The sequence below is a fragment of the Synechococcus sp. R70.1 genome (genome assembly GCF_047461675.1).
In the GTDB taxonomy this organism is placed as follows: Bacteria; Cyanobacteriota; Cyanobacteriia; order Thermostichales; family Thermostichaceae; genus Thermostichus.
The window spans coordinates 97,861-124,117 of record NZ_JANSHR010000052.1 but is presented as its reverse complement, the minus strand read 5'-3'; the positions used below and the strand labels follow the sequence as shown (position 1 = coordinate 124,117).

The window sequence follows — 26,257 nt, the reverse complement described above, 5'->3', positions numbered from 1 at the left end:
TAAGCAACTCACCTCTGCAGAAGATGATGCAAGCATTCTACATCCCAGAGGAGACCCTGTGCGCCTGGCTATGGGAAGATCTCGGCCACGGCGATCTCACCAGTGAGCTGACCCTGCCCCCTGGCGTGGAGGGCGAGGCAGTGATCCTGGCAAAGGAGCCAGGGATCCTAGCGGGTTTGGAGATTGCCCAGCGGGTTTTCCGGCTAGTGGATCCGCAGGTGCAGTTCGCCCCCAAGGTAGAGGAAGGGGCCTCTGTGGCTGCTGGCCAGGAGGTAGTCCAGCTCAAGGGATCCCTGCGGGGCATTCTGGCAGCAGAAAGGCTGGCGCTGAACCTTCTCCAAAGGCTTTCCGGCATTGCCACCCTCACCCGCACCTACGTAGAGGCGCTGCGGGGAACCTCAGCCCAGCTTTTGGACACCCGCAAGACCACCCCTGGCTTGCGCGCCCTGGAGAAATACGCCGTTCGAGTCGGGGGCGGCAAAAACCACCGCTTTGGCCTCTTCGACGGCATCTTGATCAAGGAAAACCACATCCGCGGCGCAGGCGGCATCTCGGCAGCCATCCAGCGGGCCAAAGCAGGTGCCCCCCACCACCTCAAGGTCGAGGTTGAGGTGCGCAACCTCCAAGAGCTGGAGGAGGCTTTGGCAGCAGGCGCCGATCTGATCCTCCTCGATAACTTCCCCTTGGAGCAGATCCGGGCTGCCGTTCAACGAGTGGGGGGGAAAGTTCCCCTAGAGGTCAGCGGCAACATGAACCTAGAGCGCGCCCGGCAAGCGGCTGAGGCAGGCGTGGATTACATCAGTGTGGGGGCCCTGACTCACTCAGCCAAGGCCTTGGATCTCTCCTTGCTGGTGGTGCGGCCTTGAGGTCTGAGCGGGGGCTGTTTCTAATGCTAGGCTAGGTAAATAGCCCAAGCCCGGCTGCTGGGCAACGCTTTGTCTAGGATTTTTTGGCAGGCAGCCCGGCAAGTCAGGATCTGTACCCGATGGCCGGCCTAGATAGGATGACAGAAGCAACCCTCGTGCAGGAAATAGCTCGGCTCAAGCGAGAAAGGCAGGCGGTTATCCTAGCCCACTCCTACCAACTCCCCGAGGTGCAAGAGGTGGCGGACTTTGTGGGAGACTCGCTGGGCCTGGCCCGTGAGGCGCAGAAAACGAACGCCCAGGTCATCGTCTTTGCGGGCGTCCACTTCATGGCCGAAACGGCAGCCATCCTCAACCCGGAAAAGACGGTGCTGCTGCCGGATCTGGAGGCTGGCTGCTCCCTAGCCGACAGCATCCGCCCGGAGGATGTGCAGCGCTGGAAAGAAGCCAACCCAGAGGGCCTGGTGGTTGCCTACGTCAACACGGCCGCCGAGATTAAAGCCTTGGCCGATGTCTGCGTAACCAGCGCCAACGCGGTTCAAGTGGTGGCTAGCCTGCCGCCGGATCGCCCCATCTTTTTTGTGCCGGATATGTTCCTGGGGGCCTATGTAGCCCAGGCAACGGGGAGGGAGCTGGATCTATTCCCCGGCGAGTGCCACGTCCATGTCGGCATCCGGGAGGAGCACCTCAAGGCGATGGCAGAGAGGCACCCGGAGGCGGAGTTCCTCATCCACCCCGAGTGCAGTTGCGGCTCCAGTTGTCTATTTCTCAAGCCGGACGCCAAGCTCCTTTCTACCGAGGGGATGGTGCGTTATGCCAAAACTTCGGCCAGCCGCGAGTTTGTGGTCGCCACCGAGGTGGGCATTCTCCACCGGCTGCAAAAAGAGGCCCCCAACAAGAGGTTTATCCCTGTCAAAGCAGACGCCGTCTGCGAGTACATGAAAAAAATTACTCTGGAAAAGATCTATCGCTCCCTGCTGGAGATGCGCCACGTAATCCAAGTGCCAGAGGCGGTGGCCGAAAAAGCCCGCAAGTCCCTCCTGGCCATGCTGTCGGTGCCGGCGGGAGCCTAGAAGGGGGGCGCCCCGGTCGAGAGGCGGTTTTGTCCAGTGGTGTCCACGGCTTTCCCGGCGGAAACAGACCTCCTGATCCTGGGAGCAGGGGTGGCAGGGGTCTATGCAGCCCTGTGGGCGGAAGCGGAGGGGGCCAGAGCCCTGGTGGTGAGCAAGGATCCCCTCCCCTCGGGATCCACTCCTTGGGCGCAGGGGGGGGTGGCTTTTCCGCTGGATGCGGCAGATGTGGAGGCCCACCTCCAGGACACCCTGCAGGCAGGCCGGGGCCTGGTGGAGGCCGAAGTGGCCCGCTCCATTCTGGAGGAAGCGCCCTTTCACCTAGAGAAGCTTTTGTCCTGGGGGCTCCCCTTCCACCCTGAGCCAGTGCGGGAAGGGGGCCATTCGCGGGCGCGGGTACGCCATCTGGGAGGGGATCGGAGTGGGCTATGGCTTCTCAGAGGCCTGCTGGCTTGCCTGAGCAAGCCGCCTTTAGAGGGCTACACAGCCCTCAGCCTTTTGATGGCAGGGGAGAGAGTGGGGGGAGCCCTGCTCCTTGGTCCAGAGGGCTTCCTTCAGGTGAGGGCGGGGGCGGTTCTCCTGGCTACAGGCGGGTTTGGCAGCCTCTTCCCCCTCTCCACAGCTCCGCCGGGAGCTACTGGCGATGGCATGGCCCTGGCCTGGCGAGCAGGGGCCATTCTCAGGGATCTCGAGTTTGTGCAGTTTCACCCCACCGTTTTGCCCAATGGAGCCCTGGTCAGTGAAGCCGCCCGAGGGGCAGGGGCCGTGCTGCTCAACGCCTGGAGGGAGCGCTTTATGCCTCGCTATGCGGAGCTGGGGGAGCTAGCGCCGCGGGATGTGGTGGCCCAGGCAGTGTTCTGGGAGCAGCAGCGGACGGGGGGAGTTTACCTGGACCTCCAAGCTGTGCCCCATCTGGAAGAGCGCTTTCCTACCGTTGTTGCCTCTGCCCGCGCTTTGGGGCTGGATCCCAGAAGGGAGCCCCTGCCGGTTGCTCCCGCTGCCCACTACGTCATGGGCGGCGTGCGAACGGATGCCTTTGGCTGCACGGGCCTGCCGGGCCTCTACGCGGCGGGGGAAGTGGCTTCTACAGGCCTGCACGGGGCAAACCGTTTGGCTTCCAACAGCCTCTTGGAGGGGCTGGTCATGGGCAAGCGGGCTGCCCTAGTCGCCCTACGGGACCTCCAGGATCCACCGCGGCAGGTGCAGGCTCTACCAGTGCTGACGGCGCCGCCCTCTCTGCTTCCCAAGCTCAGGCAGCAGGTGGGAGAAGCCCTGGGCGTGGTGCGGGAGGGAGAGCAGTTGCGGACTTTTCTGGCTTTTGCAGAGGCCCTACCCCTGGAGGAGAAGCCCTGGGCCAGCCGGGAAGAGGTCGAGGCCGGGAGTTTGTTGCTGCTTGCCCGCCTGGTGGCGCAAGGGGCTCTGTTGCGAGAGGAAAGCCGCGGAGCCCACTTCCGCAAGGATTTCCCCCAAGAAGGAGATCCTTTCCATACCGAAGTGTGGGGCTTTACGGTTAAGCAGACGCCCCTGGGTCTGGGTGGGGCTTCCCTCTAGGCGCTCCAGGTGTGGTGGAAAACCCCGGGCCTGTCGATGCGTTCAAAGGTATGGGCGCCGAAGAAATCCCGCTGGGCCTGGGTGAGGTTTTGGGGCAGCTCGGCAGTGCGGTAGCTGTCGTAGTAGGCCAGGGAGGCGCTGATGGCCGGGATCGGGATCCCCAAAGCTGCCGCGGTGGCCACCACCCGCCGCCAGGATCCCTGCCTTTCCTGGATGGCCTGCTTAAACTCCTCATCCAGAAGCAGGTTGACCAGCTCCGGATCCCGCTGGTAGGCTGCCTGGATTTTGCCCAGGAGGCGGGCGCGGATGATGCAGCCCCCCTTCCAGATGCGAGGGATCTCGCTCAAGGTGTAGATGTAGCCGTGGGCAACAGTGGCTTGCCGGAGCAGCGCCATCCCCTGGGCATAGGAGCAGATCTTGGAACAATAGAGAGCGGCGCGCAGATCCTGAAGGAAGCGCTCGGGATCCCCTTCAAAGGTGGTTCCTGGCCCTTGCAACTGCTGGGAGGCAGACACCCGCTCTTCCTTCATCGACGAGAGAATGCGGGCCTGCACTGCCGCCTCGATGGTGGGCACTGGCACCCCCAAATCCAGGGCGTCCTTGACCGTCCACAGGCCCGTGCCCTTCTGGCCTGCCTTGTCCAAAATGAGATCCACCAGCGGCCTGCCCGTCTCCGCATCCAGCGTCCCCAAGATCTTGGCGGTAATCTCAATCAGAAACGACTCCAGCTCCGTCTCGTTCCAGGCTTGGAAGATCTCCTGCATCTGGGGTGCCGAAAGCTTCAGCCCCCTGCGCATGAGGTCGTAGACCTCGGCAATGAGTTGCATGTCGCCGTATTCGATGCCGTTGTGCACCATCTTCACGTAGTGCCCGCCCCCTTTGGGCCCCAGGTAGGTGACACAGGGCCCGTCTGGCCCTTGGGCGGCAATTTTGGTGAGGATGGGCTCCAGTAAGTGGTAGGCTTCCAGACTGCCGCCAGGCATGAGGCTGGGGCCGTTGAGGGCGCCTTCTTCCCCGCCGCTCACCCCCATGCCGACAAAGTGGATCCCAGTAGGCTCCAGGGCCGCGGCGCGCCGGTCGGTGTCGCTGTAGAGAGAGTTGCCCCCATCGATGAGGATGTCGCCCGGCTCCAGCAGCGGTTTGAGCTCGTCGATGAGAGCATCCACCGCTGGGCCTGCCTTGACCATGATCAAGATTTTACGGGGCCGCTCCATTTGTTGCACCAACTCCGGCAGGCTGTAGGCGGGGGTAATCTGTTTGCCCTGGGCTCGCCCTTGGATGAACTGCTCGGTTTTGGAGCGGGTGCGGTTGTAGACAACAACTGGAAAGCCGTTGCGTTCGACGTTGAGGGCCAGGTTTTCCCCCATCACCGCCAGGCCGATCACCGCAAAGCTGGGCTTGCTCATGGTTGGGGCACCATCAACACCTCACCCAATCTAGAGGTCGATCCGAGCGGCCGGTTCTAGGGATCCTGTTTTCTTCACCTTTGCCAGCTTTCAAGGACAGCCGAGACTTGCGCGAGTGGAAACTCCGGTTACGGGATGGGATCCCTCCGCTCGCTGGCACAACTGGCGCAGGGCCGCCCGATCCACATAGGCCTCGCTGAAGTCGGCGCCGGCAATCTGGGCCCCTTCCCAAACGGCCCGCGCGGCGATCGCTCCCCTAAGGTTGGCCCCTCGGAGGTCCGCACCCGCTAGGTTGGCCAGATCCAGCAGGCTGTTGCTCAGATCCGCCCCAGCCAGGTTGGCCCCCGCCAGATTGGCCTTGGTGAAGACCACGCCGGTGAGGTTAGCCCCGTGCAGGTCGGCACCCTGCAGGTTGGCGCTGACAAAGCTGCTGCCTCGCCAATCCTGACGCGACAGATCCTGCCCTCGCAGATCGGCGTTGTTGAAGTTGAGGCGAGTCTGGCCGTTCGCCGCCAATCCCCACAGACCCCCCAGCAGCAGCGTCGCCGCCAGCAGGATCCCCAGGGGGATCCGCAGCTGGGATCCCCTCTTGGCTTTTGCTGCCTCAGGACGCTTCAAAGCGCTCAACTTCTTCCGCGAGTTCTTATCATGCTGGTATGAAAGTAGCTTACTTTGACTGCGCAGCGGGCATTGCCGGCGACATGTGCCTGGGGGCGCTGCTGGATTGCGGGGTGCCCCTGGAGTATCTCAACCAGCAGCTCCAGGCCTTGGGCATCGGGGGGGAATACAACCTGCAGGTGAGTCGCGTGCAGCGCTGTGGGCAGCCTGCCCTGCAGGCGGTGGTGGAGGTGCTGGACGGATCCCCGCCCCCCCGTTCCTGGTTGGAGATCCAGGCTTTGATTGCCGGATCCCGCTTGGCTCCTGCGGTCAAGGTCCGCAGCCTCAAGGTTTTCGAGAAGCTGGCCCAGGCAGAGGCAAAAGTTCATCAGGTTCCCCTGGAAAAAGTGCATTTCCACGAGGTGGGGGCTGTCGATGCCCTGGTGGATATCGTCGGCACCTGTGTTGGCCTCGACTGGCTGCAGGTGGAGCGGGTGATCTCTTCTCCCCACCCCATTGGCGGCGGCTGGGTCAGCACCGAACACGGCCAGCTAGCGGTGCCCGTGCCGGCGGTGATTGAGCTGTGGGAAATGGGGCGTGTGCCAGTGTTCAGCAACGGCGTGGAAGCCGAGCTGGTTACCCCCACCGGGGCAGCCTTGGCAGTGGCGCTGGCAGAAGAGTTTGGGCCTTGTCCACCGCTGCGGCTGGAAAAAGTGGGGCGGGGGGCTGGCAGCCGTGAGCTGCCCATTCCCAACATCTTTCGCCTTTGGATTGGTCAATCGCAGGGGCATGAGCCGACCGAGATTGTCTCGGTCTTACAAACCCAGATTGACGATCTCAACCCTCAAGTGATTGCCTACACCTGTGAGCAGTTGCTGGCCCTCGGTGCCTGGGACGTGTTTACCCAGCCCATCACCATGAAGCAGGGACGACCAGGGGTATTACTGACGGTAATCTGCCCGCCGGATCGCGTGCCGGAGTTCCAGGATCTCCTCTTCCGGGAAACCACCACCCTGGGCATTCGCCACTCCCTGCAGCAGCGCACCGTCCTGGAGCGGCGGATCGAGCGGGTGGAAACTCCCTACGGCCTGGTGGACGTCAAGGTGGCCTGCCACCACGGCCGCATCGTCAACGCCCAGCCGGAGTTTCGCGACTGTGTGGCCCGCGCCCAAGAGTTCCGCGTGCCGGTGCAGACGGTGTGGCTAGCGGCTCACGCGGCATGGCAAAAGCGGCTGCAAGGGGATCCCGCCTAGCCAGTCGGACTTGCCAGCTAGAGAAGTTGCTCCTGCTGAACAGAGATGGGGATCCCTGGCCTGCTAGCCTGGAAGATGTTGTAAGGCTCCCACGCTCTTGCCGACGGCTGCCAACATGGACTCCCAAACCTATCAGTTTAACTTCGACCGCAAACTTTGGGACCGCTTTATCACCGTAGCCCAGCCATATTTTTACCCGAGGGTGCGCTATGGAGGCTGGATTTTCTTTGGCCTGCTAGCAGCATCCATGGTGTTTGTGGTTGCCCTCATGTTCTTTGTCGAGATTGGGGTAACCCTGGTTGGAAAGGCCCTTTTTCCAGAGTTCTTCCGAACCCTAGCAGCAGGCTTGGTCGAGCAAACAGAGAGAAACCTAGCCTCGCCAGTGCTGTGGGTGGCAGCAGCCAGCTTGGCCCTAAGCAGCCTGGCGTTTGGGGTGGTATGGAGGCAGATCCATCGGCGCTGGCTGCAGTGGGTGCTCCTTACCTTTTTGCTGTTTCTATCTCTAACGGTAAACCGGCTCAATGTAATGATTAGCTTTATCTTTCGTTTTATCGACACTGCCCTGCAGCAAAAGGAAGAGAGCACCTTCTGGCAGTTTTTGATCATCTACGGGGTGTTGATTATCTCAGCCATTCCCATCTTGGTGATCTACCGCTATACGCGGCTAAAGCTGGGCCTGTTTTGGCGGGAATGGCTAACCGACTACTTCCTGGATCGCTACTTTGACCGGCGGGCCTACTACGAGCTGGATTCCAACGCTGCCAACACCGAAATCGACAACCCTGACCAGCGCATTTCAGAAGACGTTCGCTCCTTTACTGGCACCACCCTTTCTTTTTTGTTGGATATTCTCGACTCAATCCTCACTCTCTACGCCTTCACTGGCATTCTCTATAGCATTTCCCGCGTGCTGGCGATAGGATTGGTTATCTATGCTACCATCGGCACTGGCATTGCCGTTTTGGCCGGTCGCAGGCTGATTAAAATTAACTTCGATCAACTGCGCTACGAGGCCGACTTTCGCTACAGCCTAGTACACGTGCGAGACAACGCCGAGTCCATTGCCTTTTACCAGGGCGAAAACCTAGAGCTAAGACAGATCCTGAATCGCTTCGCTGCTGCCTTGCGCAACTTTAATTTGTTGATCATTTGGCAAGCAATTATCGATATCTTTCAGTACGCCTATAACTACTTTACCCGCATCGTTCCCTATGTGATTGTGGCTCCCCTTTACTTTAGCGGCGTGCGGGATTTTGGCACCATCACCCAGGCCACCATTGCCTTTAGCCAGGTGCTGAGCGCCCTTTCGATTGTGGCCAACCAGATCCAAAGCATCTCCAGCTTTGCCGCCGGGATCAACCGCCTGGGATCCTTTTACGAAGCTTTGGAGGATCCGGCCCTGCGCCAGCTGCGTCCTCGAGAAAGCGCCATCCAAACCCGCATTGCCCCCCACCTGGCGCTGCAGCATGTTACTTTGCTTACGCCCAATTCGGAACGAACCTTGGTTCGGGACCTGTCCCTAAGTCTAGAGGCAGGCCAACGGCTGTTGATTGTGGGGGTCAGCGGCAGCGGCAAGAGCTCCCTGCTGCGAGCCATTGCTGGCCTGTGGAGCAACGGCCAGGGATCCATCGCCCGTCCCGACACCAGCGAAATGCTCTTCCTGCCCCAGAAGCCCTACATGCTCCTGGGATCCCTGCGGGATCAACTCCTCTATCCAGGCCGTCGCCGGGATCTGACCGACGAGGAGCTCCTGCAGATCTTGGCCCAAGTTAACCTCGCTGACTTGCCGGAGCGGGTGGGCGGCTTCGACGTGGAGAAAGATTGGGCCAGCACCCTCTCTTTGGGCGAACAGCAGCGCCTGGCCTTTGCCCGCATCTTAATTACACGGCCCCGCTACGCCATTTTGGACGAGGCCACCAGCGCCCTGGATGTGGCCAACGAAAAACTGCTCTACCTGCAACTGCAACGCCTCAACACCACCTACGTCAGTGTCGGCCACCGCCCCACCCTCCTGGCCTACCACGACCTTGTCTTGGAGCTGCAGGGCAACTCTACGTGGAAACTCTGGTCGGCGGCAGACTACAGCGCCCGCTTAGGGCTGGCCGGCTAGAGCTTTGAGGCCGGCTGTAAGCGCTACAGCAGGCTGTAAAGAAGCCAAACTGGACGTTGCTGGCAAGAGGTGATACCCTGTTTCACAGGTATTCCGACCGGATTACTGGGGAATTAGATGACCTCCTCTGCCACCTCCGAAGCCAAGCGCTCCAAAGTAGAGCACATCAAGGCTGAAAGCAACTTTCTGCGGGATCCCTTGCAGCAGGAGTTGGCCCAAGACACCACCCACTTCAGCGAAGCGGCGGTGCAGGTGCTCAAGTTCCACGGTGTCTACCAGCAGGACGACCGGGATCTGCGGCAGCAGCGAAAGCAGGAGGGACTGGAGCGGGCCTACCAGATGATGCTGCGCACCCGCATTCCGGGGGGGCATGTGCCGCCACAGCTCTATTTGACCCTGGATCGGCTGGCCGATGAGTACGGCAACGGCACCTTGCGCGCCACCACCCGACAAACCTTGCAATTACACGGGATCCTGAAGAAAAATCTCAAGGCCACAGTGGCCAGCATTATTCGGCAGATGGGATCCACCCTGGCTGCCTGTGGAGATGTCAACCGCAACATCACGGCGCCGGCTGCCCCCTACAAGAACCGGCCTGCCTACCGCTATGCCCAGGAGTATGCGCGCAAACTGGCAGATCTCCTGGCGCCGAAGACCTCTGCCTACTATGAGATCTGGGTAGATGGGGAGCCAGTTCCCATCCCGCCGGTGGATCCGGAAGTCCGGGAAGCCGAGCAGTTTGTCGGCAATGGGGTAAGGCTGGAAGGGCCGGAGCCTCTGTATGGCCCAGTCTACTTGCCCCGCAAGTTCAAGACCGCCATCACCGTGGCTGGAGAGAACACGGTCGACATCTACGCCCAGGATCTGGGCCTAATTGTGCTCACCGACCGCAAGGGCAACCTCAAGGGCTTCAACATCGTGGTGGGCGGAGGGATGGGGCGCACCCATGGCAAGGAAGAGACGGAGCCCCTTTTGGCCCAGAAACTCTGCTTTGCCCCGCCGGAGACGGTGTATCGGGTTTGCCAAGCGGTCTTGGCCGTGCAGCGGGATCACGGCAACCGCTACGACCGCAAGCAGGCGCGGCTGAAGTATCTGGTGCGCGACTGGGGGATCCACAAGTTTCGCCGCGTGGTCGAGCAGTACCTGGGGGAGAAGCTATTGCCCTTCCGGCGCATGCCTAAGTTTGTCCCCAACAGCGACGACTACCTGGGCTGGCACGAGCAGGGGGATGGCCGTTGGTTTTTGGGCATCTCTATTGAAAATGGCCGCATCCAAGATACGCCGGAGCGGCAGCTCAAAACGGCACTGCGCAAGATTGTGGAGGAATTTGCTCTCCACCTGCGGCTTACCCCCACGCAGGACGTGATCCTCATCGACATCGAGGAGCACCAGCGAGAGGCCATTAACCAGATCCTCAAGTCCCACGGAGTCCCCTCCAAGGAGGAGATCCCGGAGCTGGTGAGGCTGTCCATGGCCTGTCCGGCGCTCCCCACCTGTGGCCTAGCCATCACCGAGTCGGAGCGGGCCCTGCCCAGCTTGATTCGCCAGTTGGATCAGGTGGTGCAGGAGCTGGGGCTACAGGACTCGCCCTTTTTGGTGCGCATGACCGGCTGCCCCAACGGCTGTGCCCGCCCTTACTTGGCGGAGCTGGGATTGGTGGGATCCGCCCCCGATGGCTACTACCAAATCTGGCTGGGGGCTAGCCCGCGAGGGGATCGCTTGGCCCAGCCGTTTCAGGATCGGGTGCATGTTAGCCAAATTGTGCCCCTGATGCGGATTCTCCTGCAGATCTACAAGCAGGAGCGCCAGCCCCAAGAGCGCTTTGGCGACTACTGCCACCGGGTGGGGATCCCCTACCTGCAGGCCCAGGTGCAGCAGCTCCAGCAGGTTCAAAGTTGAGGGAGCTGCCCTTCATGGAGGTCAAAATGAGTTCCTAAGTCTAACCGAGAGGCTGCTGGGCTTCCAAGGGAGCGAATGATAGAGTACAGAGAGATTCTGTGCGACCCCTTTCATGCCTCAGTCCAAACCTGACAAATCGCCCCTCCGCAAATTCCTAGAAGCCCTGGTGGCGGTGGTTGGCCTAGCGATATTCTTGGGCTTCTCCTTTGGTCCTATCCTCCAGGCACTAGGGCCTTCGGACTCGCAGGACACCGCTAGCTTGGTTACCGAACAACTGCGGGCCCAGGCGGATGGCTATCGCGCCGTGCTGGAACGGGAGCCGGACAACCCCATTGCTCTGCGGGGACTGGTCGACACGCAACTGCAGCTCAACGAGCCGCAAGGGGCAATCGAGCCGCTGAAGAAGCTGGTGGAACTGGAGCCGGAAAATCGGCAACTGCGAGCCTTTTTGGCTCAAATTCAGCGGGATACAGGAGATCTGGAAGGGGCGCTGGAGCAACTTCAAGTTCTCTACAAAAAGGATCCCAAAGATAGCCAAGTCCTCCAGGAGCTGGCTGAGGTTCAACTAGCTTTGGGCCGCACTTCTGAAGCTGTTGGCCTGCTGGAGAACTATCTGAAGGAAGTCCCGGAAGATAGCGACGTCCGCCTGCGCTTGGCCTTTGTCTATGCCCGCAACAATCAGACCGAAAAAGCCATAGCTCTTTACGACCAGTTAATTGCGGAGGATCCCAGTGCCTATGCCCCAATCCTAGGCAAGGCGATGGCCCTTAGCTCCGCCACTGACGAAAACCTACGGGCAAAAGCCCCTGAGCTATTTGAGCAAGCAGCCCGCCTGGCCCCGCCCAAGGTGCGGGAGGAAATCCGGCAACAGGCCAAGCTCTATGCCCAAAGAAACCAGCCTTAGGCTGTAGAGAGTCAGGGGACTGCTGCCTGAGGATGTAGGTAGCAGAACTTGCAACTAGCCGTCCCCCTTATAGGCGTCGGAGAGATTCTTGAGAGCCACTTCCACCGACGGATAAGTCTCGAAGAGAGAGTCCAGACGGGTAACCTTGAGAACCAGCTTGGCTTGTTCTCCTAGGCCGCAGAGCTTGAGATGACAGTCGGCGACGGCGCAGGCGCGTCTTGCCCACACCAAAGCCGAAACCCCCCTGCTGTCGATCCGCGTGACCTGGCTTAGATCCAGTAAGAGGTGCTTGGGTTTCTTGGCGAGAATCTGACTCAGCTCTTTCTGCACCAAAGCACGCTCCAGCTGTCCTGCAGGAAGCTTGACAAGGGCGACAAGGGATCCCCCGGGGCTAAGCTGAGTGGAAACGTCCACAAAGGGCTAAGAAAGAAAAAGCCGAGGGCAAGGGTCACCTTGATTCTGAACCAAAGCCACCGGCTTGGGCCTTGCTGGGCAACTTGGAGGTAGGAAGGTAGCTCTAATGGATACGCACGCGATCCCGATGGAGGATGCGGCTGCCTTGGGTTTGTTGGCCCTACAGCTGCCGATGGCGGCGGTGTTGCTGGCCCGGCTGCTGCCCTCTCTGTGGCGTCCTTCTCCTCTTCCTCCTGGTCAACCGGGGATCCCTTTTCCGCCGGGCTTGGTCAGCGTCTTGCTGCCTACCCTCAACGAAGCCGAGCGCCTGGATCCCTGTCTGGAAGGGCTGCACCAACAGGGATCGGTCGTGCGCGAGGTACTGGTGGTGGATAGCTGCTCCCAGGATGGCACCCGCGAAAAAGTGCTGCAGATGGCCAAGCGGGATCCCCGCTTTCGCCTCTTGACCGACGATCCCCTGCCCAGCGGCTGGGTGGGTCGTCCCTGGGCTTTACACTACGGCTTTCTCCAGGCGGATCCCGCTTCTGAGTGGATCTTGGGCATTGATGCCGATACCCGCCCCCAGCCGGGCTTGGTGGAGCGCTTGCTGGAAACTGCCCAGGCCAAAGGGCTGGATCTCCTCACCCTGGCGCCGCAGTTTATCCTGCAGCACTGGGGGGAAGGCTGGCTCCAACCAGCTCTTTTGGCAACCCTAATTTACCGCTATGGAGCGCCAGGGGACACTGCTACCCTGCCAGAGCGGACGATGGCCAATGGGCAGTGCATGTTGGTGCGCCGCTCGGTGCTAGAAGCCATGAACGGCTACACGCTGGCGCGGGCCTCCTTCTGCGACGATGTCACCCTGGTGCGGCAGATAGCGGCAGCCGGCTTTAAGGTCGCTTTCTGCAACGGTCGGCACCTGCTCAAGGTGCGCATGTACACTTCTTTGGCCGAAACTTGGCGGGAGTGGGGCCGATCCCTGGACTTGAAAGATGCCACTCCTGCAGCCCAACTGTGGGGGGACATCGCCCTACTTGTGCTTACCCAAGGGATCCCAGTCTTAGCGGTTGGGGGTCTGGGGCTCAAGGCCGGGCTGGGGTTCCCCTTTTCCCTAACGGAGCAGGTGCTGCTGGGTCTCAACCTGGGCCTAGTTGCCTTGCGACTGGGAGTCCTTGTGGGCATTCGCGGCTCCTACCAAGATCCCCCCTGGACGTTTTGGGCTTCGCCGCTGGCGGATCCCTTGGCCGTCCTGCGAGTGATCCTGTCGGCCCTCAGCCGGCCCCGCTCTTGGCGCGGGCGCACCTACTCGTCATCAGCCGAGCGTAGGAGGAGTGGGGGTTAATCTAAGTGTTCGCCACCCTCGGTTTCGGGGATAGCTGGGAGATCCTGTAGCTGCAGCAAATCTCTCCTTCAGGCAGCAGCCGCTTGTGGGACACGTAGCTGGCGCAGGCTTCACGTTACCCCGCCTGTCAATCCCTACGGCTAAGGTATGCTGGTGGGCAGGGAGCCGATTTCCCGCCTCTTCTGGAGAGAATATGCCCGAGCCGGAATCCTCCTCTGCCCACATTCTGGTGATCGAAGATGAGGCCAAGTTGGCCCGTTTTCTGGAAACTGGGCTGACCTATGAAGGGTACCGAGTCAGTGTGGTCGGCGATGGCACGGCGGGGCTAGCGGCAGCCCGCACCCAAAACCCCGACCTGGTGCTCTTGGACTGGATGTTGCCCGGGATCTCGGGGTTGGAAGTTTGTCGCCAGTTGCGCTTGACGGGCAACCGCGTGCCGGTGGTGCTAATGACGGCTAGCGATGAGGTGGCAGCTCGGGCGGCAGGGCTGGAGGCCGGGGCGGATGATTACGTCGTGAAACCCTTTAGCCTTCAGGAGTTACTGGCGCGGATACGGATCTATTTGCAGCACCCCAAGGGATCCCCCCATGGCCAGTTGGTGTTCATGGATCTAACCCTGGATCCCGTGACGCGGGAGGTGAGGCGGGGAGAGCGCCAGGTGGAGCTGACCGCTAAAGAATACGAGCTGTTGCGCTACCTCATGGAACATCCCCGCCAGGTGCTCACCCGCCAGCAGATTCTGGAGCATGTGTGGGGACATAACTTTGCAGGCGACTCTAACATCATCGAGGTTTACATTCGCTACTTGCGTCTTAAGATCGAAGCTCCAGGAGAGAAGCGCCTCATCCAGACGGTGCGCGGGGTAGGCTACGTGTTGCGAGACTAGGAGCGCAACCGGAAAATTCGTCCTACTGGCGCGGCGTGGAAGCTAACTGCTGGAACTAAGTTGGGGGATTGGGGGTGCAGAGCGTGCTGGGGATGAATCTACGGGGTACTGAGCTGCTAGGCCTTACTTTTAGCTCGCCCGGAGAATTTGTCTTCCGCTTTCCCCCCAGCACTCCCCTGGTGGGCGGGCTAGGTTTGCGCTGGTACGGCCTGCTGATGGGCATTGCCGTGTTGGTTGGCCTAATCCTGACCAAAGCCCTAGCGGAGGCCCGTCACCTTGAGAAAGAGCCGGGCAAGGCCAGCGAGCGGGTCGAGGCCCTGGCCCTGTGGCTAGTGGTGTCGGGGTTTCTGGGCGCCCGCCTCTACTACGTCCTCACCCATTGGTCAGAGTTCCAAGACAATCCCCTCTTGGCCTTTGCCATCTGGCGGGGAGGCATCATCATCCACGGTGGGATCTTGGCAGGGGCGCTTGCCCTTTACCTCTATTGCCGCGCCACCGGGATCAACGGGTGGAAGTACGCCGATGTGATTACCCCCGGCTTGATCTTGGGCCAAGCCATTGGGCGCTGGGGCAATTTTTTCAACTCCGAGGCCTACGGTGCCCCCATTCCTCCTGACAGCAGTTGGCCTTTGCGGATATATATCCCTCCCGAGGCCCGCGAGCCGGAACACAGCCAGTTTGAGTTTTTTCACCCCATCTTCTTTTACGAAAGCCTCCTTAACCTGGTTCTGTTTGCCCTCTTGATGGGGATGTTCTGGCGCTTTCCCAAGCTTAAGGATGGCACTTGGGTCTGGACCTATGTCGTCGGCTACAGCCTGATTCGCATCCCCTATGAAATCTTACGCGTGTCGGCGGTGGCCTATCTGCCGGGAACTTCCGTTAAGGCTGCCTATGTGGCCAGCGCCGTAGGCCTAGTGCTCGGGATCGGGATGCTAATCTACATGTACCGGCTGCGCTTTGATCCCGACCTGGAACAATTAGCCGCTTGGCTAGCCGAACAAGCGGGGCTGGAGCTGGAAACAGCCGCAGACCTTGTGCAGCGGGCCTGGGCCATCCAGCAACAACATCGCCGTGCTGACTTGCTGGATCGCGTCACCCTAGCCATGCCCCATTTTTCCAGCGCGGTTGCTCCCCACCTCTCTCTAGGCCAGCGGGAGCTATTGATGCGGCAACTGCTCTGCCGTTTGGAAGGTCGGGACTCCGGCCAGTAAACTCCCCCTCAGCTCTTCAGAGTTTGCAGCCACGCTTCCAGGGCGCGGATGGGGGCGGGATCCCGGTAGACCCGCTCCTGGCGGGCTTTTACCTGCCGGCCCACTTTCTCACGCCAGCGGTCGTCCAAGCCCAGCCGCACGGCAATCTGAACGTACTCATCCAGGCTAGAAGCAATGGTTTCGTGGAGCTCCATTTGCTGCAGGATGGCGTAGGTATGGCGGCCCCGCATCAGGGATCCCGGCAAGGTCACAATGGGCAGGCCGTGGGGCAAGGCTTCCAGGGTGGTGTTGCCGCCAGACCAGCCGATGCTGTCTAGGTAAACATCCCCCAGGGCGTTGTAGGCGGCATATTCGGCGGGCGAGAGCTCTGGCAGCAGCAGCACGTAGTCTTCGGCGGCCAGGCCGTAGGCGCGGAAGGCTCGCTGCAGCCGTTGCCAAAAGCGCTGGCGGATCCCTTGGGAAAGGCGGCCCTGGAGGAATAGGAATTGACACCGCCCCACCTCCCGGGCAATGCGGGGGAACACCTCGTCGTATTGGGGCAGGTATTTGAACAAGGATTGGGCACAAAGGTAGAGCACCCTGTCGGGATCCACCCCCCAGGCCTGCCAGTCCACAGAGGCAGGTGCAACCTCCGAGGGGATGTAGTAGGTGCCGAGGCCGGGCAGGAGCAGGAGCTGCTCAGTGTAGTGGCTGGCCCCGTCCGGCGGTTCCATCAGCTCGCTGCTGATGAAGACATCCATTGTTGGCAGGCCGGAAGTCTGGGGGTGGCCCCAGGCCATGGCCTGTACCGGCGCCAAACGCAGGGCAGCCAGTTGAGCGCAGACCGGGTCGATGCCCACTTCTGGGTAGAGGAGCACGTCCAGTTGCGCCTCTCGAATGACTGCCTGCCACTCCATTAAGCTGCGGGATCCGGCCACAAACTGCTCAAAGCGAGAGGGCAGGGAGCGCGTGATCTCGTCTTGGATGGCCGAGGTGTGGAAGCCGTAGAGGGCCACTTGGGAGCGATCCAAAGCTTCTACCCAGCCGCGAGTTAGGATCTTCCAAACCGAGTGATCCCGGAACAGGCCGGAGACGATGCCTACCCGAAGCCGCCCAGGACGTCGCTGCCGGGGAAGGGAAGGCTGGGGGTAGCGAGCCGCCATGACCTCCCCCACTAGGGATCCGTACAGTTGCTGCAGCTCGCGGTCGTTCTGGCCCTGGTAGGGCAAAAAGAAAGGCTGGACAGAGCCGACGCCGGCAGCCGCTTGCTCCAGGGTTTCTGGATCCCGCGGCAGTTGCTCCCAGCGGGCCTTGACCTCTTCTAGGGCCTGGCGGTAGCGCTGGCGAGCGCTTGCTATCTGTTCCGGGGCGTCGTAGAGCAGGGGCAACTGGCTGACACACCAGCCCAGGGCGGCGGCCAAGTCGGCTGGATCCGCTTGCCAGAGTTGGTAGAACAGCTTGGCCGCTTCCTCCTCTTGCCCGCAATCGCGCAACAAGATGGCCAGGATATGGGCAGCATCGGTAAAGCCCGGCTGCAACTCCAGAGCCTGCAGCAGCGGCACCAGCGCCGCCTCCCACTCCCCCTGCTGCCGTAGCACCAGGCCTAGCTGGTACAGGACCTCTGGATCCGGCCCCCCCTGCTCCAACGCCTGCTGGAGGTGAGCTTTTGCCTCCTCCAGGTAACCTACCTGCTTGAGGGCAATTGCCAGATTGTAGTGGGCGTCGGGAAACCACGGCTGCTGCGCCAAGGCCTGCTGCATCAGGGCAATGGCTTCCTCCAGGACTCCCTGCTGCTGTCGGCAGACCCCCAAAAGGTGCAGCGCTTCCGGGTGGGCGGGCCGGGCCTGCAACACCTGTTGGTAGAGGGAGATGGCCTCTTCCAGTTGCCCCCGCTGGTGATGGTGGACAGCCTGAACCAGCAGGGCCTGCAGGTGCTTTTCTTGGTCCTCTCGGCTGGGGCCCAAGCCTTTTCCTGGCAGCGACATTTAGCCGTTGGGGAGGTTGAGGAAGCCCGCCAAGGCGGGGGCAATTGGCAGCAGGGTCATCACCATCAAAAAGAGGGCTAGCAGCGCCAAGGCATCCCGCTGGCCGTCGGTTTCCGTAATCTCATCTTGCGGGGGACGCTCCGGCTCACGAGCAATAAAGAGAATGAGCAGCGCCCAGTAGAGGGCCAAGACGTTGCTGATGGCTGCCACGGCCAACGCAATGAGGGTAATCACCGTGGCGCGGGCTGCTGTCTTACGCCCATACACGGCCTGCACAATGCGACCCCCGTCCAACTGGCCAGCAGGCAGCAGGCTCAAGGCGGTGATGGCCAGCCCAATCCAGCCCACGGCCACGAAGGGGTGAATGGGCACCAGCTCCGCCTGTAGCTGGGATCCCAGCACCAGCCGCGCCAGGGTGCCCACCAGGATGGAGCTGCGAAAGATCTCCGTAGGCACGTACACGCCCCCGGTGCCCGAGAGCTTCAGGCCAACCAGCAGCACTACCAAGGAAAGGAGACCGCCCGCCGCCGGGCCGGCAAAGGCGATGTCGAAGAGGGCCTTGCGGTTGGGCACCGGCGATTGGATGCGGTTTAGGGATCCCAGCGTGCCAATCCCTAGGCTGGGGATAACAAAAGCGGGGCTGAGGCGCACCCCATACTTGCCGGCCATCCAGCGGTGTCCGGTCTCGTGCACCAGCAAAATGGCAAAGATCCCAGCTGCCACGGGCAGAGCTTCCACCCAGCGCCCTGGCGCCTCCAACAGCCGGAAGCCCAGCAAGTTGGCCCCCACCTCTAGGGTGGCCAGAAAGCTAGCTAGCATTAGGCCTGCGGCCAGAATCTGGGCTCCCCTCGAGGCGCGGTAGTTAACTATCTCGTCCGGCAGAACCACCACCGCCGGCTTTTCCGAGGCATCCTCGACCAAAAACAGTTGGTAGCGGCTGCCCACGCGCTCTTTGAGCTTTTCCACCAGTAGGGGTACGACCACCTCGGCGTCCCCGCGGAGGTTGCCCTTAAAGATGGCCCCCTCCCCATAGGGGATGGTTTCAGTAACAAAAAAGGTGTCCAGGCTGAAGATGGATTGGATAGCTTGCAAATCCTCGGCGGAGATCTTGCGCAGAAACCCTGCTGGCTCCGCCGCAGCCTGGGTCGACGCCTCCGCTGCCCCTTCTGGTTGCCCCTCTAAACTAGCCAACTGCTGCCGCCGCGCTTGCAGCTCCTGCTGGGCCAACTGGCGGGTTTTGCGCCCCACGGCAATGTAGAGCCCCGTAAACACCAGCAAGAGCAGCAAGAAGCCGGCAAAGTTGAGGTAAACCCCCACCAGCAGCAGCCCCAGGAAGATCACCCACGGCAAAAGGAGCAGGGATCCCTGCAGCCACATCCAGACGGCTAGGGATCCCCGCCGGCGGGCTCGCCAGAAGCCCCAACCCAAAAAGGCCAGCGTTCCCAGCAAAAAGAGCGGTGTAATCCCAGCAGCAATGTTCATGGCTGACCTAGCAAGGCTGTACGGGTATCCAGCTAGGGCAAGAGGGCTTAGGCGGAAACGACTGCTCCTTCAAAACGAGGCTCTGGCTCCTCCCACAGGTAGAAGCCAGCTTTGCGCGGTTTGAGTAAGAACAGCCGCAGGAACTGGTAGGCGTTGTTGAGGTAAAGCGGCAGCTTGCGCAGACCCTTGAAGGGGCCAGATCCCCGCTCAATCTCCCTCAGTTTGGCGTTGTTGGCTATACACTTCTGCAGCCGCCGCACAAACTCAGGGTTTTCCACATCCAATACCACTGGGAACACCTTAGCCGCCTCGCGGTTGGTTTTGTAGATTACCTCCATGTCATAGGCATGGGGATCCAGGCCGAGGAGGCGGTAGAAACCCGGGCGCTCGCCCACGTCGTTGAGGTACATGGTGGCAAACACCGACAGCAGGAAGAAGCGGCACCAGAGTTCAGCTACCCATCCCCTGAGCAGCCGTGGCTGGCTAAGAAGCACAAGGGCAAAGAAGTCGCCGTGCCGGTTCTCGTCCTGGCACCAGTTCTTGAAGAAATTGAAGATGGGGTAGATGCGGTTTTCAGGATGGGCCTCTAGGTGGCGGTAGATGAGGATGTAGCGCCAGTAGCCAATCTTCTCGGAAAGATAAGTGGCGTAGAAGATAAAGCGGGGCGCGAAATAGGTGTAGGACTTGTGCTTGGTTAAAAAGCCTAGATCAAAGGCCATGTTAAAGTCGCCCATGGCCCGGTTGAGGAAGCCGGCGTGGCGGGCTTCATCCCGGCTCATGAGGGCAAAGCACTCGGCCAAGATGGGGTTGGTCTTTTTCAGCCGACGGGATAACTCCTTGTAGAGGAGGAAGCCGGAGAACTCTGCCGTGCAGGAGCGCTCCAAAAACTCCACAAACAGCCGACGCGCCTCCGGATCGAGGCGACTTTCCCAGTCTTGGTTAAACTCCTCGCCGCGGACAAAGTGGTGGCGGTTGTAGTCGGCGCGAAACTCCTCCAGAATGGCTCGGAAGTCGGCCTCCCGATCCCCTAGGCTCATCTTGCCAATGGCTTCGAAATCGGTGGTGTAGAAGCGCGGTGTCAGGATAGTCTCCTTGGGTACTCGCGCCTGAATCTTGGCGGCTTCCAGGCTGGAACTCATAGGTGGCTAAAGCAGATAAAAACCAGCTACACCCTCGCAGTTTACCAGTTCCCTTAGCTGCCGTGGGGATAAGAAGTGTTACCAACAGACCCTGAAACTCCTACGACTGCACTGCCGCTGGCTGGGATCGGGCGGGATCCGTTAGCTCACTGCCCTCTTCGGAAGGGGGAACCACCTGCCAGAAGAGAGGGAGGTAGCGCTCCCAGTTCTTGAGGATGCGCTCAGCTTTGGGGGAATGGGTGCGGCGGTAGTGCTCCTGGACCAGGCCCTTGAGTTGCGCTTCCGCTGCTGCGGTTTGCACCCGCTGAATGCGCACGATCTCGCCGTTGACCTTGGCGGGGAAGTTGCCCTCCTCATCCAGCACGTAGGCCAGGCCGCCGGTCATGCCCGCCCCCAGGTTGCGGCCCACCCGGCCCAGCACCACCACCACGCCGCCGGTCATGTATTCGCAGCAGTGGTCGCCAGCCCCCTCGACGACTGCCTGGGCACCGGAGTTGCGTACGGCAAAGCGCTCTCCCGCCTGGCCGTTGGCAAACAGGGATCCGCCCGTGGCCCCGTACAGGCAGGTGTTGCCCAGGATCACGTTTTCCGCCGGATCCCGTGGGGCTTCTGGGGGAGCTAGAACGATGATCTCTCCGCCGCACATGCTCTTGCCCACGTAGTCGTTGGCTTCTCCCGTCAGGGTGAGGCGCATGCCCGCCAGGGTAAAGGCCCCAAAGCTCTGGCCGGCTGTGCCCACAAAGCGCAGATCCAACAGCCCCCCCTGCTGGGCAAAGCCCCCATCCCCATACCGCCGAGCCAGGGTGCCGGCGATGCGCCCGCCCACACAGCGGTCGGTGTTCGCGATGGGGAGTTCCAAGGTGGCCGTGCTGCAGGTCTCAATAGCCTTTTGCACCTCAGGCCGGGCCAGGATCTGCTCGTCCAGCACCGGGCCATTGGAGTGCACCGGTTCATGCTCTAGCCACTCGGGCTGACGGTGGGGATCAAAGCCAGGGGGAGTTCGCAGCAGACAGTCCAACTGGAGAGACTGGGTTTTTTCCAAAGCCACGTCGGCGCGGGGGCAGAGCAGATCCACCCGCCCAATGACCTCTTTGAGGGAGCGGTAGCCTAGGCGGGCTAGGATCTGGCGCACCTCCTCGGCCACAAAGGTAAAGAAAGTTACTACCTGATCTGGAGTGCCAGGGAAGCGCTTGCGCAGCTCCTCCTTTTGGCTCGTCACCCCCACCGGGCAGTTGTTGGTGTGGCACACCCGCGCCATGATGCACCCCTCGGCAATCATGGCTACGGTTCCAAAGCCAAACTCCTCCGCTCCCAGCATGGCCGCCATCACCACCTCCCAGCCGGTGCGCAGGCCGCCATCCACTCGCAAAATCACTCGCTGCCGCAGGCCGTTTTCCAAGAGGGCGTGATGCACCTCCACTAAGCCCAGCTCCCAGGGTGAGCCTGCGTGTTTGATGGAGCTAAGGGGAGAGGCCCCTGTACCCCCTTCGTGGCCGGAGATCTGGATGATGTCGGCATTGGCTTTGGCTACCCCTGCTGCCACCGTGCCGATGCCCACCTCCGCCACCAGTTTCACCGACACCTGCGCCTGGGGGTTGACCTGGTGGAGGTCGAAGATCAACTGGGCCAGATCCTCGATGGAGTAGATGTCGTGGTGGGGCGGCGGCGAGATCAGGGTTACCCCTGGCTTGGAGCGGCGCAGCTTGGCAATGTAGGGGCTGACCTTTGAGCCGGGCAGTTGCCCGCCCTCGCCTGGCTTGGCGCCCTGGGCAATCTTAATCTCGATTTGCTGCGCGTTGACCAAGTACTCAGGGGTTACGCCAAAGCGGCCCGAGGCCACCTGCTTCACTGCCGAGCTGGCGTTGTCCCCCATGCGCAAGCCCCTAAGGTGAGGGAACCGCGCCGAGGTTCCCTCCGGCGTCACATCGGTGATGGGGAGGTAGCGCTCTGGGTCCTCTCCGCCCTCGCCGGAGTTAGACTTGCCACCGATGCGGTTCATGGCAATGGCTAGGGTCTCGTGGGCTTCGCGGCTGAGGGCCCCTAGCGACATCCCCCCCGTGGTAAAACGCTTGAAGATGGCTGTAACGGGCTCTACCTCTTCCAGGGGAATGGGATCCCGGTCGCTGCGAAAGTCAAGCAGATCCCGTAGGGCCGTGGGGGGGCGGTTGCGCAAATAGGCCCGGTAGATCTCGTAGTGATCGGGCTGTCCAGAGGCGATGGCCCTATGCAGCAGCTTGGCCATTTCTGGGCTATTGATGTGGTACTCGCCCTTAGGCCGCGCTTGGATAAAGCCAAAGTTCTCCAGCTTTTTCGAGGTGAGCTGGGGGAAGGCCCGCTGGTGATTTACCATGCCCTCGCGAGCCAAGTCCGCCAGCGTCATTCCCCCCACCTGCGACACCGTGCCGCGGAAGGCCAGGTCAATCACCTCTTGGCTGAGACCGATGGCCTCGAAGATCTGGGCCCCGTGGTAGCTGGAGAGGAGGGAAATGCCCATCTTGGAGAGGATCTTGAGCAACCCCGCCTCAATGGCTGCCCGGTACCGCAATTGGGCTTCGGCCACAGAAATCTGGGGCAGCTTGCCACTGGCCATCTGGGTCTGGGTCTTGGGCTTGTGCCACCACTGGCGCACCGCCTCGTAGGCCAGGTAGGGGCAGACGGCGCTGGCCCCGTAGCCAATTAGGCAAGCAAAGTGGTGAGTGCTCCAGCACTGGGCCGTCTCCACCACCAGAGAAGCGCGTAGGCGCAGCCCCTCCTGGATGAGGTGATGGTGGACGGCTCCCACGGCTAGCAGAGGGGGGATCAAGGCCTGCTCAGCGCTGAGGCCCCGATCCGAGAGGATTAAGATCTCTGCTCCCTCCCGCACTGCTTGCGCTGCCTCTTGGCAAAGGGCCCGCACTTGGGCAGCCATTCCTGCTGGCCCGGCGGCGATTGGGTAGAGGGTCGGCAGCGTGCGACAAGGAAAGGGCGTGCGCTGCAGGGCGGCCAGCTCCGCCTCGTTGAGCACGGGGCTGCGTAGGTGCAGCAGGCGAGCATGCTCGGGCCGGATCTCCAGCAGGTTGCCTTTGGAGCCCAGGTACATGTCCAAAGACATCACCAAGCTTTCCCGCAGGGGATCGATGGGGGGGTTGGTCACCTGGGCAAAGCGCTGCTTGAAGTAGTCATAAAGGGGGTGGGGCTGGGTGGAGAGCACCGCCAGCGGCGCATCATCCCCCATGCTGAAAACCGGCTCTTTGCCTGTGGCCGCCATCTCCTCGATGATCATCTCCACGTCTTCCAAGGAGTAGCCGCAGGCCGTCTGCAGCTGGAGGAGTTGCTCCTCGGTAAGCTGCGGGGCGCTCTCAAAGTCTTGGCTAGCAAGCTGAACGCGGTAAGCCCTCAACCACTCCCCATAGGGGCGCTGAGCTGCCACCTGGGTCTTGATCTCCCAGTTTTTGTAGAGCTGGCCGCTTTGCAGATCCACCATGAGCATCTGCCCTGGCCCCAGCCGCCCCTTTTCTAGGATCTCGGCTTCCGGCAGGGAAACCACCCCCGCTTCCGAGGCGACCACCAGCAATCCATCGCGGCTAAGGGCGTAGCGGGCCGGGCGTAGGCCATTGCGATCCAGCGTGGCTCCAATAGTTTTGCCATCGCAGAAAACCACCATGGCCGGCCCATCCCATGCTTCCTGCAGGCCGGCAAAAAACTCGTAGAAGTCGGCCACTTCGGGATGATTGGCTAACTCCGGCTGGTGGCGGTAGGCCTCCGGGATCAGCACCATCATTGCCTGCTGGCTGGAGTAGCCCGAGGCAATCAAGAGCTCGAAGACCGCGTCCAGGCCTGCTGAGTCGCTGGTGCCGGGGTCAATGACGGGTTTGAGCTCCTCAATAGCCTCGCCCCAAAAGGGATGGGCCAAAGAGGACTCGCGGGCAGCCATCCAGTTGACATTGCCCAGGTAGGTATTGATCTCGCCGTTGTGGCAGAGGTAGCGGAAGGGTTGGGCCAGGGACCACCGGGGCAGGGTGTTGGTGCTGAAGCGGCGGTGGTAGGTGGCGTAGGCAGTGGTGTAGAGGGGGTCTTGCAGATCGCGGTAAAACTGGCCCAGCGCGGCTGACTGCACCATGCCTTTATAGACAATCAGCCGGCAGGAGAGGGAGGCAAAGTAGAGGGAATGAACGCCAAACCGGCTCTCCACCTGTCGCCGCAGGCGCCGCCGCAAGAGGTAAAGCTGCCGCTCCAGCTCGTCTCCCTCCAGCGTGGGGTGAGTAAGCAGCATCTGCCAGATGGAGGGCAGGGTCTGCCGTGCCATCGGCCCCAGGCAGTCTGGATTGACTGGCACCTGGCGCCAGATGGGCTGCCCCCACTCCGTGGTCACCAAGTAGTCCTCGATGAGCTGGCGCACTGCCTGGCACTCAGCGGGATCCTGAGGCAAAAACAGCATGCCCACTGCGCTGCGGCTGGGATCCCAAGCTCGAATGGCCTCAAGCTCTGCCTGCAGCAGCTTCCAGGGAATAGCTGTAGCAATACCGGCTCCATCCCCACTTTGGCTGTCCCCGCCGCAGCCGCCGCGGTGCTCCATGCAGGCAAGGGCAGCGAGGGTTTTTTGCAGCAGCTCGTGGCTGGCTCTTCCCTGGCGATCTACCAAAAACCCGACGCCACAGCTATCCCGCTCTTGAAAGTGCCAGCTTGCGTTCAGGATGGGAGCCGGATTCATAGGGTTGAAGAAACAGTCTTGGAGCAGTCCACGCCTTTTGAGATATGGAAGACTAGCATATCGCAATCAATCCTACAGGAAAAGGGGGCAGACCCAAGACAGGCTGGACTTTGCCGATGGGGAAAGAAAGGCCAAAAGGTTTGCTATGAACAAAACCAGGGCAAATGCCCCAGCTTGCCTTGGTTCGCCGGGTTGCCAAGTGGCAATTTTTTTACCTAAAGAAGTCGGGAAATACATTTCGCAGATTAGAGAGCTGCTCGTTAAAGCAGGTGAGGCGATCCCCACTAGCGCTCACCATCGTTAGGTCGGCCCGCCCGGTCGCGCCCTCGGATCCCAAGAGAGGAACGCTCATCCGGCTGGGATCCTCAGGATTCTGGGAGACGCGGATAACAGCTCGCTCTCGGTTGAACTGATAGGCCTCGGCCACGTAGCGGATGGGCTCACTCAAGCTGGGCTCCACTGGCAAGCCGGGGGCTGGCAAAAGATCCACTAGCTCGGTAAAGGTGCCGCTCCGCAAGCCCACCACGGCAGCAGCTCCCAACTGGTTGCAGATGGCAATGAGCACGGGTTCCTGGGCGCTGGCGCTGACGTTGGTCAAGGCGACAGTGACGTTGGCCCGGCTGGGTGCTGGGGGATAAGTAATCTCAAAGAGGCGGGCAGGGGCATTGCCCAGCTCGTCGCGGATGCGAAAGCGAAGCTGCCCCCTGTAGGGCAGGATGGAAGAAAAGTAGAAGCCGAAGCGGTCACTGGGGCCACGTCCAGGGATGTTGGCCTGGCCAGGGACGTAGGCGAGGACGGCCCGGCTTTGCCAGGTGTTGGGGGGCGCGTAGGGCAGCAAGGGGCCGCTGTCAAGGCTGGGGGGATCCTGGGGAGGTGGATCCGGCTGGCCATCCCTGTTTAGATCCAGGCCATTGCCCAAAAAGGCCACTGAGCGCTGGAGCAGGATGGGGCGGTTTTGGTTATCGACTAGAGGAGGTCGCCCTTCCGCCAGCCCTGCGTTCTCCACATAGACGTTAAAAGGGCGATTTAAGATCTGGTTGTCCCGCCGCCGCCGCACGTTGAACTGGAGGTAAGGCCCCACCGCACCTGCTGTTGGGGATCCCCCTGTAATTTCAAAGTCATCGGCCCGCAAAAAGGCGTTTTCTAGCGGGCTAAGCGGAGTTGTTGCCTCCCCGCAGCCGACTAGGCCAAGGGCAAAGGCTACTAAAGCTACAAAGGTTGCACCAGATCCCCCCTTTCTGGGGAAAGCTCGGTCTTTCCAGGCCGGCAGGCAAGCTTTGGCTTCAGCACTCATCTCCACAACAGTTGGCAAGGGTTTGCCGCCCGCAACCTGCCCAATGGCCTGTACCACTATACCGCTCTGAAAGACTTATACAACCCCGGACAAAAGCGGACTTTTGATCCAGGTTGAGGCTTTCTTCCTGCTTCCACGACCCGTAGCTAGTGGTAGGCTTAACACCTACTACCCCGCCAGAGGGATCTCCGCAGGCGTGACTT

General features: G+C 61.3%; 18 protein-coding genes. 10 read left to right on the top strand and 8 right to left on the bottom strand.

The window, feature by feature from the left end:
• Nucleotides 1-23 precede the first annotated feature (23 nt).
• From nadC to NW807_RS07335, 3 genes are all read left to right on the top strand, one after another.
• The gene (gene nadC / locus NW807_RS07345) at nt 24-866 is read left to right on the top strand and encodes a carboxylating nicotinate-nucleotide diphosphorylase (RefSeq protein ID WP_414425692.1); all 843 of its coding nucleotides are present in this window, start codon (nt 24-26) and stop codon (nt 864-866) included.
• Between the two features lie 137 nt (nt 867-1,003).
• The gene (gene nadA, locus NW807_RS07340; protein WP_414394741.1) at nt 1,004-1,936 is read left to right on the top strand and encodes a quinolinate synthase NadA; all 933 of its coding nucleotides are present in this window, start codon (nt 1,004-1,006) and stop codon (nt 1,934-1,936) included.
• A gap of 39 nt (nt 1,937-1,975) precedes the next feature.
• The gene (locus NW807_RS07335; protein ID WP_414425691.1) at nt 1,976-3,484 is read left to right on the top strand and encodes an L-aspartate oxidase; all 1,509 of its coding nucleotides are present in this window, start codon (nt 1,976-1,978) and stop codon (nt 3,482-3,484) included.
• On the opposite strand, the gene gndA is transcribed toward NW807_RS07335, so the two are convergent.
• Both gndA and NW807_RS07325 read right to left on the bottom strand, forming a co-directional pair.
• Nucleotides 3,481-4,890 carry an NADP-dependent phosphogluconate dehydrogenase gene (gene gndA, locus NW807_RS07330; RefSeq protein ID WP_414425690.1) on the bottom strand — a complete coding sequence of 470 codons (1,410 nt, stop codon included), beginning with the start codon at nt 4,888-4,890 and terminating at the stop codon, nt 3,481-3,483. The two genes, NW807_RS07335 and gndA, sit on opposite strands and share 4 nt — an antisense overlap.
• Nucleotides 4,891-4,980: 90 nt before the next feature.
• Nucleotides 4,981-5,517, bottom strand: a complete 537-nt coding sequence (locus NW807_RS07325) for a pentapeptide repeat-containing protein (protein WP_414425689.1) — start codon at nt 5,515-5,517, stop codon at nt 4,981-4,983.
• Between the two features lie 29 nt (nt 5,518-5,546).
• Between NW807_RS07325 and larC the strand changes: the two genes are divergently transcribed.
• The 4 genes from larC to NW807_RS07305 all read left to right on the top strand — a co-directional run bounded on the left by larC (nt 5,547) and on the right by NW807_RS07305 (nt 11,653).
• Nucleotides 5,547-6,740, top strand: a complete 1,194-nt coding sequence (gene larC, locus NW807_RS07320; RefSeq protein ID WP_414425688.1) for a nickel pincer cofactor biosynthesis protein LarC — start codon at nt 5,547-5,549, stop codon at nt 6,738-6,740.
• A gap of 115 nt (nt 6,741-6,855) precedes the next feature.
• Nucleotides 6,856-8,850, top strand: coding sequence for an ABC transporter ATP-binding protein/permease (locus tag NW807_RS07315; RefSeq protein WP_414425687.1), 1,995 nt, complete (start codon nt 6,856-6,858; stop codon nt 8,848-8,850).
• Between the two features lie 117 nt (nt 8,851-8,967).
• Nucleotides 8,968-10,749 carry an NADPH-dependent assimilatory sulfite reductase hemoprotein subunit gene (locus NW807_RS07310; RefSeq protein WP_414394732.1) on the top strand — a complete coding sequence of 594 codons (1,782 nt, stop codon included), beginning with the start codon at nt 8,968-8,970 and terminating at the stop codon, nt 10,747-10,749.
• A gap of 112 nt (nt 10,750-10,861) precedes the next feature.
• Entirely contained in the window at nt 10,862-11,653 is a 792-nt protein-coding gene (locus tag NW807_RS07305) for a tetratricopeptide repeat protein (protein WP_414425686.1), read from the top strand.
• A gap of 54 nt (nt 11,654-11,707) precedes the next feature.
• Here NW807_RS07305 and NW807_RS07300 read toward each other — a convergent pair whose 3' ends face one another.
• Nucleotides 11,708-12,067 (bottom strand): STAS domain-containing protein, encoded by a 360-nt coding sequence (locus NW807_RS07300; protein ID WP_414425685.1) that lies wholly within the window; start codon nt 12,065-12,067, stop codon nt 11,708-11,710.
• 106 nt (nt 12,068-12,173) lie between these two features.
• Between NW807_RS07300 and NW807_RS07295 the strand changes: the two genes are divergently transcribed.
• The 3 genes from NW807_RS07295 to lgt all read left to right on the top strand — a co-directional run bounded on the left by NW807_RS07295 (nt 12,174) and on the right by lgt (nt 15,485).
• Complete coding sequence (locus NW807_RS07295) at nt 12,174-13,388, top strand: glycosyltransferase family 2 protein (protein WP_414425684.1); 1,215 nt, start codon at nt 12,174-12,176, stop codon at nt 13,386-13,388.
• Nucleotides 13,389-13,581: 193 nt separating this feature from the next.
• Nucleotides 13,582-14,274 (top strand): response regulator transcription factor, encoded by a 693-nt coding sequence (locus tag NW807_RS07290; protein WP_414425683.1) that lies wholly within the window; start codon nt 13,582-13,584, stop codon nt 14,272-14,274.
• Nucleotides 14,275-14,348: 74 nt separating this feature from the next.
• Nucleotides 14,349-15,485 (top strand): prolipoprotein diacylglyceryl transferase, encoded by a 1,137-nt coding sequence (gene lgt / locus NW807_RS07285; RefSeq protein WP_414425682.1) that lies wholly within the window; start codon nt 14,349-14,351, stop codon nt 15,483-15,485.
• 8 nt (nt 15,486-15,493) lie between these two features.
• On the opposite strand, the gene NW807_RS07280 is transcribed toward lgt, so the two are convergent.
• The 5 genes from NW807_RS07280 to NW807_RS07260 form a co-directional block, all read right to left on the bottom strand.
• Complete coding sequence (locus NW807_RS07280) at nt 15,494-17,428, bottom strand: tetratricopeptide repeat protein (RefSeq protein ID WP_414425681.1); 1,935 nt, start codon at nt 17,426-17,428, stop codon at nt 15,494-15,496.
• A gap of 21 nt (nt 17,429-17,449) precedes the next feature.
• Nucleotides 17,450-18,931, bottom strand: coding sequence for a site-2 protease family protein (locus NW807_RS07275; protein ID WP_414425680.1), 1,482 nt, complete (start codon nt 18,929-18,931; stop codon nt 17,450-17,452).
• Between the two features lie 47 nt (nt 18,932-18,978).
• Entirely contained in the window at nt 18,979-20,070 is a 1,092-nt protein-coding gene (acsF, locus tag NW807_RS07270) for a magnesium-protoporphyrin IX monomethyl ester (oxidative) cyclase (RefSeq protein WP_414405629.1), read from the bottom strand.
• Nucleotides 20,071-20,170: 100 nt separating this feature from the next.
• The gene (locus tag NW807_RS07265) at nt 20,171-24,760 is read right to left on the bottom strand and encodes a glutamate synthase-related protein (RefSeq protein WP_414425679.1); all 4,590 of its coding nucleotides are present in this window, start codon (nt 24,758-24,760) and stop codon (nt 20,171-20,173) included.
• Nucleotides 24,761-24,971: 211 nt separating this feature from the next.
• Complete coding sequence (locus NW807_RS07260; protein ID WP_414425678.1) at nt 24,972-26,111, bottom strand: hypothetical protein; 1,140 nt, start codon at nt 26,109-26,111, stop codon at nt 24,972-24,974.
• Nucleotides 26,112-26,257 lie beyond the last annotated feature (146 nt).